The sequence below is a fragment of the Pseudomonas putida genome (assembly GCF_028682175.1).
Lineage (GTDB): Bacteria > Pseudomonadota > Gammaproteobacteria > Pseudomonadales > Pseudomonadaceae > Aquipseudomonas > Aquipseudomonas putida_AD.
Genome location: NZ_JANHKS010000017.1, coordinates 61055 through 74512, shown reverse-complemented (window position 1 = coordinate 74512; position 13458 = coordinate 61055). Strand labels below are relative to the sequence as shown.

Sequence of the window (13458 nt, the reverse complement as noted above, 5' to 3'; positions counted from 1 at the left end):
GGGGGCGGGGCAGAGGCGGTTGAGTCCGCTTTCCAGCCCTGCCACCCCTTGCTAGACTCGCGCACATGTCCGAATCCAAGCCCGAACGACCAGAAGCTTTCCCCACCTACGCCTTCTGCCCGGTCATCACCGCGCTCGAGGTGATCGGTGAGCGCTGGGTGATCCTCATCCTGCGCGACCTGCTGCGCAATCCCAGTCGCCGCTTCCAGGATCTGCAGGATTCCCTCAAGGGCTGTGCGCCGAGCACACTGTCGACCCGGCTCAAGTCGCTGGAGGCCAACGGTCTGATCGAACGGCGCCTCTACGAACAGCACCCGCCGCGCCTGGAATACTTGCTGACGGCCAAGGGCCGTGAAGTCGGCCCGGTGGTGGCGTCGCTTCGCGACTGGGGCCTGCGCCTGCAGGAACAGGACCCGCCGCAGTAGGCGGCTGCGTTGGTCACGACAGGCATTTCATCCCCTGGTTCAACGCCGCTCGACCCAGCGTCTACGCTCAGCCTGCAGCACGACGGCATGTTCCGTGAAGTACATGGTTTTCCTCGGCCGCAGAACTGAAGTCTGATCTTCTGGGGGAAGACCATGAACCTGTATCGATATGCGGGCCAGACGCTGTGTGCGTTGCTGGCCATGAGCAGTGCGTGCGTGGCCCTGGCCGCCGAGCAGCAACTGGCGAGCATCGGCTCGCTGAACATGGTGGGCGGCAAGATCAGGCAATGCTCGCTGGGGTATCGAACCTACGGCACCCTGGCCGCCGATCAATCCAATGTGGTGCTGGTGCCCACCTGGCTGACCGGGCGCACCGCCGACCAGATCGACCTGATCGGCCCCGGCAAGCTGATCGACACCGACCGCTGGTACGTGGTGGCGCTGGACGCGGTGGGCAACGGGGTGTCCTGTTCACCCTCCAACAGCAAGACCCATCCACGGCTCAAGTTTCCCGAGTTCGGCATCCGCGACATGGTCAAGGCCCAGCATCGCCTGCTGGCGCTGACCCTGGGCATCGATCATGTACACGCCATCGTCGGCATTTCCATGGGCGGCATGCAGGCCCTGCAATGGGCGGTAATGTACCCCGATTACGCGAGCAAAATCGTGACCATCGTCGGCACGCCGCAACCCACCGCCCGCGACCTGCAAGTGTGGAAGGCCGAAATGAACGCCATCGAGCGCAACCCTGGCTGGAACGGCGGCAACTACGCATCGGGCACGCCGTTCAAGAACCTTGCCGCCCTGCACACCGAATCCCTGTGGACCCCCGAGCATCAGGCCGCCAGGACCGTGGCCGGCAAGCGTGCCACCGAGGATCGGCTGCACGGCACTCAGACCAGCCAGAGCTTCAATGCGGTGGACTGGTATCGGCAACTGCAGGCCATGACCACCTTCGATCTGGTGCGTGATGGCGACATGGCCACCCTGGCGAGCAAGATCAAGGCGCGGATGCTGATCGTCACCTCCGAGCAGGATCGGCTGGTGGATCCCGCGCCGTCCAAGGCGCTGGGCCGACAGAAGCGTGCGCAACTGCTGGTGCTCGACAACGACTGCGGGCACATGGCGCCGGTGTGCGAGATGGGCAAGGTCGATGAGGCGCTCAAGACCTTTCTCAAGTGAACAGGCGGCCAGAGGCTGCCGTTGGCGGCAAGGGCGAGCCGCTGCAGCCTTGGGCTGCGGGAACGGGCAGCCGCGTCAAAGCCTTGTAGGACGCGGCCTACAGGAGATGTTTCAGGTTATGGCATTGCTTTTGCTGTTCTCGACGATGCATCGAACCTGAATGAAGGAGGTGAAAGATGATCATTGGCAACAATGCCATCCAGCACTTTGTGTCCAAAGCCGTGACCCACACGCATTTCGACACAACGGACAAGGATGCGTACACCAGCGCAATGGCAGGTGCCTCGGCGCCGGTCGCCGCTATCGCGGGCAGTACCGACAGCTCCACCCAGAGCAGTACCGAAGACAAACAGGGCTATGACGAGTCCTTCGCCAAAATGATGGTGAACCTCAAGGCGGCCATGGCCAATACCACCGCACAGGTGACAGATGACGACAAGGCAGCGGCTGCCGCGGCGTTCTCTGCCAGCAGTGACAAGCAGGTAGCGGCGTCTGACAGCGTGACCGAGACGGTGGAGAAAGACATCGCCAAGGTCAGCGACAGTGACGCGGGATCGACCGTCGGCCAGTCGGCGAAGGATCAGTTCCTGGCCTACATGAACCAGAGCGATGCCGAGAAAGTGCGTCAGCAACTGACCGGTGTTTCGAAGGAAGAGTACGACAACATGACGCCGGAGCAGCAGGCGGCGGTGGACAAGAAAGTCGCGGATCTGCAGAAACAGAAATCCGAGCAGCAAATCGCCGAGCAAGAGGTGAAGACGAAAATCGCCATGGCCAAGGCGGAAATGGCCTGAGGTGATGTGCGGTGTCAATGAAGAAGGGGCAGCGGTGTTGACCGGCTGCCCCTTTTTTTGGGCTGAATCTTCAGGCTGAACCTTGCGCGTGGGCGATTAAAGGCGCGTCAGTTTTTCAAGTGCTGCATCGGCCAGGAACGATGACCGACTCTTGATATTGTGATCCCGCACATAGCGATCGATACGCTGGATGACGAAACCGGGCAGGGTGACGTTGACCTTTTCGGTCTTGCCCAGATACGGCGTGATGTCGACCTCCAGCATTCCCCAACCCATACCTGCGTAGTCGGGGTGGTCATGATGGTTCCTGGCAGAGGTTGGCATGGGCACCGATTGCCCGCTGGTCACGAGTTCTTCGAGCATGATGTGGGCGATCTCGATGGCACAGTTGTAGGCGTCCTCAAAGCTGTCGCCTGCTGTCACCGCACCCGGAATGTCCGGAATCTGGATGCCAATTGCGGTGGTCTCGTCGCCCCATTCGATGGCGATGGGATATTGCATAGTGTGCTCCTGCGAAAGAATCAGGCCTGCTCGGGTGGGATTAGCCATGCGCGCCTCCTGATGCTTTTTACGGTTCCCAGGGGTAGGTCCTTTTTGGGACGCGGTACCGGGATCGAGTAAGCGCTGCGCGGATGAGTGAAGATGTGATGACTTCCTCGAATCCGTTGCAGCGTCCATCCCGCCGCTTCAAGTTCTGCTATCAGTTCTCTGCTGTTCACCACCAACATCCCTTTGATGTACAAGGGCGCTGATGGTGGGCAGGGGGTGATGGTAGATCAAGCGCGAAGATGTATCCAGAGGTATAAATTTGCCTGTCAGACCACCTGATCCCGATACGGCAGATCCGGCCCCACGCGGGTGCAGGTCACTGCGGCCGCGGCGACGGCGAATTCGAGCATCTGGGTCAAGGTCTGGCGATCGAGGCCGGGCAAGCTGGCCGGGTTGTCGAGTTCGCGTTCGGTGAGGAAAGTAATCAGCGCCGCCTGGAAAGTGTCGCCGGCACCCACGGTGTCAGCGGTTTTCACCTCGCGGGCCGGCACTGACCAGTGGCCGTGCTCACGGGTGAAGACCGTCGCGCCTTGGCGGCCTCGGGTCATGATCACCAGCTGGCAATTGTGTTGCAGCCAGCCTTTGGCGACGGTCTCGGCGTCGCGGTCGGGGTAAAGCAGGTGCAGGTCTTCGTCGCTGACCTTGATGATATGCGCGTGCTCAGCGAATTTCGCCACCTGGTTGCGCCACAACTCGATGCTCGGCGCCGGGTTCAGGCGCACGTTGGGGTCGAAGGTGATCAGGCGTTTGCCGCTTTCCCTCTGCACCAGTGCCAGCAACGCGTCGGCGACCGGTTGCACCACCAGCGAGAACGAACCGACGTGCAGGCCGCGCACGCTGGAGTCCAGCGTTGGCAGGTGATCGACGGTCAGCAGGCGGTCGGCGCAGCCTTCGCCACGGAAGCTGTACTGTGGCGAGCCATCGGCGCCCACCGCAACCATCGACAGGGTGGTCGGTGCATCGAAGTGAATCAGAAAGTCATCGCGCACGCCTTCTTCTTCCAGCACCGTCGCCAAGCGCTTGCCCAGGTAGTCGGTGGAAATCCCGGCGAAGAAACCGGCATCCACCCCAAGCCTGCGCAGGCCCACGGCGACGTTGAACGGCGAGCCGCCGGCAATGGCCTGATAGCCGATTTTGTTGAGTTGGGCGCCGTCCGGCTGACTGAAAAAGTCGAACAGTGCTTCGCCACAGACCAGATACATAGGTGCTCCCTAAGGGTTTCTTTCAAATACCCTGCAATTGATTGCGGTAGTGCTGATAAACCGTTTGATACGCAGCCACGTGCTCTGCCACAGGGCGGGTTTCGCTCTGCGGGTCCAGGCTGACGCAGCGCTCGCTCAGGGCCTGCAGCGATTCTTTCTGGCCACTGGCATGGGAGTGACACCAGGCCGCCTGAATCGCTGCGCCCAAGGCCGCCGCTTCAGTGCCGGTGGTGCAGATCACCGGGGTGTCCATGATGTCGGCAACGATCTGCCGCCAGATCGCGCTTTTTGCGCCGCCGCCGATCAGGCGAATGTTGGCGCTCTTGATGCCGCTGTCGCGCAGCAGATCCAGGCCGTAACGCAGGCCGAAGGTGGTGCCCTCGACCACGGCGCGGCACAAGTTGGCCTGATTCAGGTTGGTGCTGTCCAGCCCCAGGATGCTGCCGGTGGCGTGGGGCAGGGCGGGCACGCGTTCGCCGTTGAGGAACGGCAACATCAACACCCCTTGTGCGCCGATGGGCGAGGAGGCGATGGCGGCGTTGAACGCACCGATGTCCAGCGCGAACAGCTCGCGAATCGCGCTGGTGGCGTTGGTCAGGTTCATCGTGCAGATCAGCGGCAGCCAGCCGCCGGACGATGAACAGAAGGTCGCCACCGAAGGCTGCGCGCTGACGTTCGCCTCACCAGCGTAGGCGTACACGGTGCCGGACGAGCCCAGGCTCATGGTGATCGAGCCCGGTGCGATGTTGCCGGTGCCGATGGCGCCCATCATGTTGTCGCCGCCACCGCTGGAGACGATGGCGTCAGGGTTCAGGCCCAGGCGCTCGGCGATGGCCGGGAGGATCCTGCCCACCGGTTCATGGGCTTCAAGCAACTCGGGCAAGGCCTTGACCAGTCGTCCCGTCGGGTCGATGTGGTTGAGGATGTCGAGGTCCCATTCACGGGTGCGTACATTGAAGTAACCGGTGCCGGACGAGTCGCCGAATTCACTGCAGCAGCGCCCGGTCAGCCAGTAATTGAGAAAGTCGTGGGGCAGCAGGATCCTGTCGATCCGCGCGAACAGCTCCGGGAACTGCTCCTTGGTCCACAGCAGTTTCGACACGGTGTAGCCCGGCGCGATGGCGATGCCCAGACGCTCCAGCGAGCCCGCTTCGCCGCCCAGATACTGCAACAGGCGATCGTTCTCGGGCGCCGACTCGGTGTCGCACCACAGTTTGGCCGGGCGCAGCACGTGGCCCAGCTCGTCGATCATCACCAGGCCATGTTGCTGGCCCGACACGCCGATGCCCTGAATCTCGGCACCGGACACACCGGCCTGCGCCAGTGCTGCCGCGGTCGCCTGCTCGAATGCCGTAAGCCATTCCTGCACATCCTGCTCGCGACGCCCGTTGGCGCCGCTGATCATATGATGTGCGCCTGAGCCTTCGCCCAGAACCTTGCCACTGACGGCATCCAGGACAATCGCCTTGGTGCCTTGGGTGCCGCAATCGATGCCGAGAAACATGTCCACCTCAGACGGCTTTCGCCAACAGGTTTTCCAGGGTTTTGCTGACGCCCAATTGCTTGAGGCTGTTCAGGTTGTGTTCGAACGATGCCACGAATTCGGCTGATTTCGGAATCGCCGCACCGAAGATTTCTTCCACTTCCAGCAAGCGCTGGGTGATGAGCACGTCATCGGCCACCAGCGCCTTGCAGAAGTCGGCGCGTGGGTCGACCACCTTGTACTCGACGCCATTCTCGCCCTTGAAGTCGCCGTTGCGATTGCCTTGCAAGTACAGCGCCCAGGCCGCGACCACCAGGGAGGCGCGGTCCATGTTGCCGCTGTCGACGATCAGCCGGTTGATGGTAGGCACGGTGAATTTCGGAAACTTCGACGAGCCGTCCGAGCACACGCGCTCCAGTTGGTCGGCGATGGCCTGGTTGGAGAAGCGGTCGATCAGCGTCTGCTTGTAGTCGGCAAGGTCGATGCCCGGCACCGGCGCCAGTTGTGGCGTTACATCCAGGTCCATGTAGGTGCGGATGTAGTCGACGAACAGCGGATCGTTCATGGTTTCGTGAACGAAGCGATAGCCCTTGAGCGCACCCAGGTAGGTCAGGGCCAGGTGGCTGCCGTTGAGCAGCTTGATCTTCATTTCTTCGTAGGGGGTGACGTCGTCGGTGAACTGTACACCGACCTTTTCCCAGGCCGGGCGGCCGTTGACGAACTTGTCTTCCAGCACCCATTGCACGAAGGGTTCGCAGACGACCGGCCAGGCGTCGTCGATGCCCTTGGCGTCGTGCAATTGCAGGCGGTGGGCGGTGCTGGTCATCGGCGTGATGCGGTCGACCATGGCATTGGGGAAGCTGACGTTGGCGGCGATCCAGTCGTGCAGCTCGGCGTCGCGCAGCTTGGCGAAGGCCAGCAGCGCCTTGCGAGTCACGGCGCCGTTGTGCGGCAGGTTATCGCAGGACATCAGGGTGAACGCAGGCGTGCCTTGGGCGCGGCGTTTGGCCAGCGCGGCGCACAGGTAGCCGAACACGGTTTTCGGCGTGGCGGGGTGGGCCAGGTCGTGCTGGATCTGCGGCAGGTGGCTCATGAATTCGCCGGTGCTGTCGTCGATGCAGTAGCCGCCTTCGGTGATGGTCAGCGAGACGATCTTGATGTCAGGGCTGGCCAGTTTGTCGATCAGCGCCAGGTCGTTGTCGGTGGACATCAGCATCTGGCTCATGGCGCCGATGATGCGTGTTTCGGTGTCCGGGGTGTCACCCAGTTCGAACAGGGTGTAGAGGAAGTCCTGGCCCTTCAAGGCTTCGAAATTGGCACGGTCTTCTTCACGCAGGCTGACGCCGCAGATGGCCCAGTCCAGGCCTTCGCCTTTGTTCATGAGCGCGTCGGTGTAGAACGCCTGATGCGCACGGTGAAAACCGCCGACGCCGATGTGGGCGATGCCCTGGCGGCGCTCTTCGAGGGTGTAGGCGGGCAGGTTAATGCCATCGCCAAGATTCGACAGGTTCTGTTTGTTCAGTTTCATGACTGCATTCCCGATTCTGTGAGGCCGCCTGCTCAGGCAGCGGCCTGCAAGGCTTTACGAATGACCTGGCCCTGTGCGTCGAACAGGTGGCAATGGGCGCTGTCCAGGTGCAGGTTCAGGGTTTCGCCGTACTGGCTGGCCAGGTCGCCGCGAATCCGCATGGTCAGGGCTTCGCCGGACTGGGTGCGCACGTGGCAGTAGGTGTCGCTGCCCAAGCGCTCGCTGACGTCCGCCACCACCTGCAACTGGCAGTCGCCGGGCTTGGCCAGTTCCAGATGCTCCGGGCGGATCCCCAGGGTCACGGCATCGCCGACGCTCTGCTGGGCGTTGGTGAAGGGCAGGTTGATTTTGGTCCCTGCGTCGAGGGTGACTTCGCAACCCGTGGACGTCACGCCGCTGACCTTGCCTTTGAGAAAGCCCATTTTTGGCGTGCCCAGGAAGCCTGCCACGAACAGGTTGGCCGGGTGGTGATACAGCTCAAGGGGCGAGCCGACCTGCTCGACGCGACCGCCATTGAGCACCACCACCTTGTCGGCCAGGGTCATGGCTTCGACCTGATCGTGGGTGACGTAGATCATGGTCGCTTCCAGTTCCTTGTGCAGGCGCGACAGCTCAAGGCGGGTCTGTACGCGAAGGGCGGCGTCGAGGTTGGACAGCGGTTCGTCGAAAAGGAAGATCTTCGGGTTGCGCACGATGGCGCGGCCGATGGCGACGCGCTGGCGCTGACCGCCCGACAACTGCTTGGGTTTGCGTTCCAGCAGCGGGCCCAGTTCCAGAATGCGGGCGGCTTCGGCGACTTTCTTCTCGACTTCGGCCTTGGGCGTACCGGCCAGGTCCAGGGCGAAGGACAGGTTCTTGCCCACGGTCATGTGCGGGTACAGGGCGTAGGTCTGGAACACCATGGCCAGGTCGCGTTTGGCCGGGGTGACCTGGGTGATCTCGCGGCCGTCGAGTTCGATGCTGCCGCTGGTGACGTCTTCGAGGCCTGCGATCAGGCGCAGCAGGGTGGATTTGCCGCAGCCGGACGGGCCGACGAAGACCACGAATTCACGGTCTTTGACGTCCAGGTCGATGCCTTTGATGATCTGGTGGCCGTCGAAGCCTTTTTGCAGATTTCTGATTGTCAGGTTAGCCATGTGGGGCTCCAGTCTTATTCTTCAAATACATCAGTTGCGGGATCGTTCCCACGCTCTGCGTGGGAACGCCGCCCTTGACGCTGTGCGTCGGCCGTTGGACGCGGAGCGTCCGGGTCACGGTTACCACGCGGAGCGTGGGAACCATCATTCGCTATGCTCGATTTACTTCACGGCACCAAACGACAGGCCGCGCACCAGTTGTTTCTGGCTGATCCAGCCGAAGATCAGGATCGGCGCACAGGCCAGGGTCGACACCGCCGACAACTTGGCCCAGAACAGCCCCTCGGGACTCGAATACGAAGCGATCAGCGCAGTCAGGGGCGCTGCGTTGGAGGAGGTCAGGTTCAGCGACCAGAACGCCTCGTTCCAGCACAGGATCAATGACAGCAGCGCGGTGGACGCCAGTCCGCCCTTGCAGATCGGAATCAGCACCCTGAAGATTTCCTGGCGCGTGGTGGCGCCGTCCAGCCGCGAGGCTTCGAGGATTTCTCCGGGGATGTCCTTGAAGTAGGTGTAAATCATCCAGACCACGATCGGCAGGTTGATCAGCGTGTAGATCACGATCAGCGCGATGCGCGAGTCCAGCAGGCCAAAGGTCTTGGCCAGCAGGTAGATCGGCATCAGCACGCCCACCGGCGGCAGCATCTTGGTCGAGAGCATCCACAGCAGCGTGCTCTTGGTGCGTTTGGTCTCGAAGAAGGCCATGGAGTAGGCCGCCGGGACTGCGATCAGCAGGCAGAGGATCGTCGCGCTGAAGGAAATCAGGATCGAGTTCCAGGCGAAGTGGAAGTAATCGCTGCGTTCCTGGATGTGCAGGTAGTTTTCCAGCGTCGGGGTGAAAATGAACTGCGGCGGCGTGGCGAACGCGTCGATCTCGGTCTTGAAGCTGGTCAGCACCATCCAGAAGATCGGGAAGAAAATCAGCGCCGCGATCAGCCACGACAGGCCACCGAGCAAGACGCTTTGCAGGCGTCGGGATTGTTTGAGCGTCATCATGATCGGGCCCTCAGGACTTGTCGGTGAGGTTTTTGCCGATCATCCGGATCAGGATGATGGCGGCAATATTGGCGATGACCACGGCAATCAAGCCGCCGGCCGAGGCCATGCCCACGTCGAACTGCAACAGCGCCTGGTTGTAGATCAGGTACGCCAGGTTGGTCGATGCGAAGCCCGGGCCACCGTTGGTGGTGGTGAAGATTTCCGCGAATACCGAGAGCAGGAAGATCGTCTCGATCATCACCACCACGGCGATTGGCCGCGCCAGGTGCGGCAGGGTCAGGTGCCAGAAGATCGCGATGGGGCCTGCGCCATCCAGCCGCGCGGCTTCCTTCTGTTCCTGGTCCAGGGACTGCATGGCGGTCATCAGGATCAGGATGGCGAACGGCAGCCACTGCCAGGACACGATAATGATGATCGACAGCATCGGGTAGTTGGCCAGCCAGTCGATGGGCTGGGCGCCGAACAGCTTCCAGACCGAGGCGAGGATGCCGGACACCGGGTGGAAAATCAGGTTCTTCCAGATCAGCGCACTGACGGTGGGCATGATGAAGAACGGCGAAATCAGCAACACGCGCACGATGCCGCGGCCAAGAAATTCACTGGCCTCCAGCAGGGCGGAAATCAGCACACCGAGGATCACGCTGATGGCCAGCACGCTGCCGACCAGCAGCAGGGTGTTCATGGCGCCAGGGAAAAACCCCGAATCGGTGACGAAGAATTCGAAGTTCTCAAGTCCGACGAATTCGTTCTCGCCGGGATTGAGCAGGTTGTAGCGAATCAGCGAGAAATAGATGGTCATGCCCAGCGGGACGATCATCCAGACCAGCAGCAACAGCACCGAAGGGCTGACCAGAAACCAGCCGGGTTTGGTCACGCTGCCTTTTTTATGGTCTTTTTCGTCGACCGAAGCCGCACGAGGGGGAATGGTTGAGGTGTTCATGGTGACTCCGAACCTGAGCAAAAGCCTGAGCGGGGCAGCAGCGGCAGGACGCCGACTGCTGCCTGGAAACGGCGGGGATCAACCCTTTTTCGGGTAGCCCGCGCGCTTCATCTCACGCTCGGAAACGCTTTGCGCGTTGGTCAGTGCCTGATCGACCGAAGAGGTGCCGACCAGTGCCGCAGAGAACTGCTGGCCCACCGAGGTGCCGATCGACTGGAACTCGGGGATGGTCACCAGTTGGATGCCCACGTACGGCACGGGCTTCAACGTCGGTGCTTTCGGCGTCACGGCCTTGAGCGATTCCAGGGTGATGTCGGCGAACGGCGCGGCTTTCTTGTAGGCGTCGGTGTAGGTCGAAGCGCGAGTGCCTGGCGGTACGTTGGACACGCCGTCTTTCTCGGCAACCAGGGCTGCGTACTCTTTGGAGGTCGCCCACTCGGTGAAGGCGCGCGCGTCCTTGTCGTTCTTGGCGCTGGTCGGAATCGCCAGGGCCCAGGAGTACAGCCACGCCGAGCCTTTGTCGGTGACTTCATGCGGCGCGTAGGTGAAGCCTACGTCGTCGGCCACCTTGCTCTGGGATTTGTCGGTGACGAAGGAGCCGGCGACGCTGGCGTCGACCCAGATGGCGCACTTGCCGCTGTTGAACAGCGCCAGGTTCTCGTTGAAACCGTTGCTGGACGCGCCAGGAGGGCCGTCTTTCTTCATCACGTTGGTGTAGAAGGTCAGCGCATTTTTCCACTCAGGCTGGTCGAATTGCGGCTTCCACTGTTCGTCGAACCAGCGCGCACCGAAGGAGTTGGCGACAGTGGTGATCAGCGCCATGTTCTCGCCCCAGCCGGCCTTGCCGCGCAGGCAGATGCCGTACTGTTCTTTCGATTTGTCAGTGAGTTTGTCGGCGAATTCGGAAATCTGTGTCCAGGTCGGACGCTCCGGCATGGTCAGGCCGGCCGCCTTGAACAGGTCCTTGCGGTAGTAGGTGATCGAGCTTTCGGCGTAGAACGGCAGGGCGAAGAGCTTGCCGTCAACCGACAGACCGTCGCGCACCGAAGGGAAAACGTCGTCCAGTGCGTAGGAAGCAGGCAGGTCGTTCATTTCCTTCAGCCAGCCCTTGGCACCCCAGAGAGAGGCTTCGTACATGCCGATGGTCAGCACGTCGAACTGGCCGCCCTTGGTGGCGATGTCGGTGGTCAGGCGCTGACGCAGGACGTTTTCTTCGAGCACGACCCACTTGAGCTTGATGTCCGGGTGTTGTTCTTCGAAGGTTTTCGACAGCCGCTGCATGCGGATCATGTCGCTGTTGTTGACGGTGGCGATGGTCACGTCGCCCGCGGCGGCAAGGGTGCTGAGAGTGAGACAGGTGCCAGCAAGGAGAACTTTTGCAGAGGTCTTCATGTATCTCTCCTCTTCTTCGCCGGGAGGCGACAGAAGCTTGGTTATTGTTTTTGTTCCTTCCAAAGACCAGGAAGAATGTCCGTTGATTACAACGTTGCGCGGGACCTATGACAAATCCTGCGGCACACTTGAACTGATACTTTCTTGCACTCGGAGTTCAGGCGACAACGCACCCGAACTTCGATTCGGCAGAATGCGACGCAGTTCCAGCGTAGACGATCAGCGCCAGCCCGCCACCTTGGGAACCGCTCTGGCACAGGCCCTCGCATCCGTAGCAGCACGACTTGCCGGCGGGGGCGTCATCAGAATCGCTCCCGCCGGCAAGCCGTGCTGCTACGGGATAAGCGTATTCAGGGGAGGGCCTGTAACGAAGCGAATCAGTACAGGTTTTGCTCGGTCAGGCGCTGCACGGCCAGGCGCCGATAGTGGGAGGGGGTCATGCCCTTGAGTTGCTGGAAGCGCCGGTTGAAGTTGGAAATGTTGTTGAAGCCGGACTCGAAGCAGACATCGGTCACCGGTTTGTCGCCGTCGGCCAGCAATTCGCATGACTTGCTGATACGCAGCCGGTTGACGAATTCGACGAAGGTGCGGCCGGTAGCCTGCTTGAACACGCGGGAGAAATAGGTGGGCTTCATCCCCAGATAGTCCGCCACTTCTTCCAGGGTCAGCTCGCGGGCGTAGTGGGTGAAGATGTAGTCCACCGCCTTGTTGGTGCGCTCCACGGCATGGTCGTCCGAGAGTTGCGAAGCGGTGGTGCCCGACAGCAACTGGAAATCATCACTGGCCGCCAGCAGTTCCAGCAGAATGAAGAAGTGCCCCAGGCGGGTCATGCCGTTGGAGTCTGCAATTTTTTGCATCAATTTCATGGCCTGGCGAATCGTGCGCTTACAGCGAAATTCGATGCCGTACTGCGCCCGCTCCAGTAACGGAGCCAGGGTCTTGAGCTCGGCGAACACTTGGTTGCCGCTTTCCAGCAACTCCTCGGTGAAGTTGACCAGCATGTCGCGCTTGGGCACCACCTCATCCTCCTCGACCTGGCTGATCCAGTTATGCGGCAGGTTGGGGCCGGTCAGAAACAGCGTCTCCGGGTAGAAGTTGCCGATGTAGTCCCCGACGAACACCTTGCCGGAACTGGCCACGATCAGGTGCAGCTCGTACTCCTTGTGGAAGTGCCAGCGCACCAGCGGGCAGGGAAAGCCATGCTCGCGGTAGATGATCGACAGACCGTTGTGGTCGTCCATCAGCTCATAGGAAGGGTCGGTGACTCTTGTTGTTTTGGTCATGCGGGTGCCGGGAGTCCGGGAATTGCCAAGGCCTTAATGTGCACCATTTACAGGATCGAGAACAGTCGGGTTCTCAAACGAACACCACCTGGACCCGACCTTCCTTGCGTGAGCGTGGCGCCGCCTTCACCACGATCTGCACATCACGGCCCAGACGGGCCAGACAGTCGATCATTTTCGTTTCACTGATTCCGCGAAACTGCCCCCGGAGCATCCCCGACACTTTGGGCTGCGGCATCCCGAGGATTTCGGCGGCCTGCGCCTGGGTCAGGTGCCTGGCCTTGAGAATACTGCCGATCTTCGCCGCCAGTTGGGCCTTGACCAGCATTTCGCCTGCGTCGGGCAGGCCCAGGTCGGCGTAGACATTGCCGCTGCCGTGTTCGATTTCAGTCATGTTTCAGTCCTTCCCAATGGGATTGCGCGGCCATGATTATGATTGAATTATACCTATATGGGTATCAAGTCAACCTGTCGCGGTCACGACGACAGCCCAGGACGGTGACTATCCGGGGCTGGGGTCATGAGTGCCATTGGGGAACTGTTAC

At 61.4% G+C, this 13458-nt stretch carries 14 protein-coding genes; 3 read left to right on the top strand and 11 right to left on the bottom strand.

What is annotated here, in order from left to right; genetic code table 11:
* The first annotated feature begins 65 nt into the window (after nt 1–65).
* From NPS29_RS14340 to NPS29_RS14330, 3 genes are all read left to right on the top strand, one after another.
* Entirely contained in the window at nt 66–425 is a 360-nt protein-coding gene (locus NPS29_RS14340) for a winged helix-turn-helix transcriptional regulator (protein WP_274133380.1), read from the top strand.
* Between the two features lie 153 nt (nt 426–578).
* Nucleotides 579–1607, top strand: a complete 1029-nt coding sequence (locus tag NPS29_RS14335) for an alpha/beta fold hydrolase (RefSeq protein ID WP_274133379.1) — start codon at nt 579–581, stop codon at nt 1605–1607.
* A 176-nt stretch (nt 1608–1783) separates the two neighbouring features.
* Nucleotides 1784–2401, top strand: a complete 618-nt coding sequence (locus NPS29_RS14330) for a hypothetical protein (RefSeq protein ID WP_274133378.1) — start codon at nt 1784–1786, stop codon at nt 2399–2401.
* A 96-nt stretch (nt 2402–2497) separates the two neighbouring features.
* On the opposite strand, the gene NPS29_RS14325 is transcribed toward NPS29_RS14330, so the two are convergent.
* From NPS29_RS14325 to NPS29_RS14275, 11 genes are all read right to left on the bottom strand, one after another.
* Nucleotides 2498–2902, bottom strand: a complete 405-nt coding sequence (locus NPS29_RS14325) for a type II toxin-antitoxin system HicB family antitoxin (protein WP_274133413.1) — start codon at nt 2900–2902, stop codon at nt 2498–2500.
* Between the two features lie 20 nt (nt 2903–2922).
* On the bottom strand, nt 2923–3120 hold the full coding sequence (locus NPS29_RS14320) for a type II toxin-antitoxin system HicA family toxin (RefSeq protein ID WP_274133376.1): 198 nt from the start codon (nt 3118–3120) through the stop codon (nt 2923–2925).
* Nucleotides 3121–3216: 96 nt separating this feature from the next.
* Entirely contained in the window at nt 3217–4152 is a 936-nt protein-coding gene (locus NPS29_RS14315; protein ID WP_274133375.1) for a carbohydrate kinase family protein, read from the bottom strand.
* 22 nt (nt 4153–4174) lie between these two features.
* Nucleotides 4175–5656, bottom strand: a complete 1482-nt coding sequence (gene xylB, locus NPS29_RS14310; protein ID WP_274133374.1) for a xylulokinase — start codon at nt 5654–5656, stop codon at nt 4175–4177.
* A gap of 7 nt (nt 5657–5663) precedes the next feature.
* On the bottom strand, nt 5664–7163 hold the full coding sequence (locus NPS29_RS14305) for a mannitol dehydrogenase family protein (RefSeq protein WP_274133373.1): 1500 nt from the start codon (nt 7161–7163) through the stop codon (nt 5664–5666).
* 32 nt (nt 7164–7195) lie between these two features.
* Nucleotides 7196–8299, bottom strand: a complete 1104-nt coding sequence (locus tag NPS29_RS14300; RefSeq protein WP_274133371.1) for an ABC transporter ATP-binding protein — start codon at nt 8297–8299, stop codon at nt 7196–7198.
* Nucleotides 8300–8461: 162 nt separating this feature from the next.
* Nucleotides 8462–9295 carry a carbohydrate ABC transporter permease gene (locus tag NPS29_RS14295; RefSeq protein ID WP_274133369.1) on the bottom strand — a complete coding sequence of 278 codons (834 nt, stop codon included), beginning with the start codon at nt 9293–9295 and terminating at the stop codon, nt 8462–8464.
* Nucleotides 9296–9305: 10 nt separating this feature from the next.
* Nucleotides 9306–10238: a carbohydrate ABC transporter permease gene (locus NPS29_RS14290; RefSeq protein WP_274133367.1), complete on the bottom strand. Its 933-nt coding sequence runs from the start codon at nt 10236–10238 to the stop codon at nt 9306–9308.
* Nucleotides 10239–10316: 78 nt separating this feature from the next.
* Nucleotides 10317–11630: an ABC transporter substrate-binding protein gene (locus NPS29_RS14285; RefSeq protein WP_274133365.1), complete on the bottom strand. Its 1314-nt coding sequence runs from the start codon at nt 11628–11630 to the stop codon at nt 10317–10319.
* A gap of 377 nt (nt 11631–12007) precedes the next feature.
* Nucleotides 12008–12913 (bottom strand): AraC family transcriptional regulator, encoded by a 906-nt coding sequence (locus NPS29_RS14280; RefSeq protein WP_274133363.1) that lies wholly within the window; start codon nt 12911–12913, stop codon nt 12008–12010.
* A 73-nt stretch (nt 12914–12986) separates the two neighbouring features.
* Entirely contained in the window at nt 12987–13307 is a 321-nt protein-coding gene (locus NPS29_RS14275; protein WP_274133362.1) for a helix-turn-helix domain-containing protein, read from the bottom strand.
* Between the last annotated feature and the right edge of the window lie 151 nt (nt 13308–13458).

Coding starts and splice junctions, on each gene's coding strand:
- NPS29_RS14295 (WP_274133369.1), bottom strand. CDS start 9,295: ATGATGACGCTCAAACAATCCCGACGCCTGCAAAGCGTCTTGCTCGGT.
- NPS29_RS14330 (WP_274133378.1), top strand. CDS start 1,784: ATGATCATTGGCAACAATGCCATCCAGCACTTTGTGTCCAAAGCCGTG.
- NPS29_RS14340 (WP_274133380.1), top strand. CDS start 66: ATGTCCGAATCCAAGCCCGAACGACCAGAAGCTTTCCCCACCTACGCC.
- NPS29_RS14275 (WP_274133362.1), bottom strand. CDS start 13,307: ATGACTGAAATCGAACACGGCAGCGGCAATGTCTACGCCGACCTGGGC.
- NPS29_RS14325 (WP_274133413.1), bottom strand. CDS start 2,902: ATGCAATATCCCATCGCCATCGAATGGGGCGACGAGACCACCGCAATT.
- NPS29_RS14300 (WP_274133371.1), bottom strand. CDS start 8,299: ATGGCTAACCTGACAATCAGAAATCTGCAAAAAGGCTTCGACGGCCAC.
- NPS29_RS14315 (WP_274133375.1), bottom strand. CDS start 4,152: ATGTATCTGGTCTGTGGCGAAGCACTGTTCGACTTTTTCAGTCAGCCG.
- NPS29_RS14305 (WP_274133373.1), bottom strand. CDS start 7,163: ATGAAACTGAACAAACAGAACCTGTCGAATCTTGGCGATGGCATTAAC.
- xylB (WP_274133374.1), bottom strand. CDS start 5,656: ATGTTTCTCGGCATCGATTGCGGCACCCAAGGCACCAAGGCGATTGTC.
- NPS29_RS14290 (WP_274133367.1), bottom strand. CDS start 10,238: ATGAACACCTCAACCATTCCCCCTCGTGCGGCTTCGGTCGACGAAAAA.
- NPS29_RS14280 (WP_274133363.1), bottom strand. CDS start 12,913: ATGACCAAAACAACAAGAGTCACCGACCCTTCCTATGAGCTGATGGAC.
- NPS29_RS14335 (WP_274133379.1), top strand. CDS start 579: ATGAACCTGTATCGATATGCGGGCCAGACGCTGTGTGCGTTGCTGGCC.
- NPS29_RS14285 (WP_274133365.1), bottom strand. CDS start 11,630: ATGAAGACCTCTGCAAAAGTTCTCCTTGCTGGCACCTGTCTCACTCTC.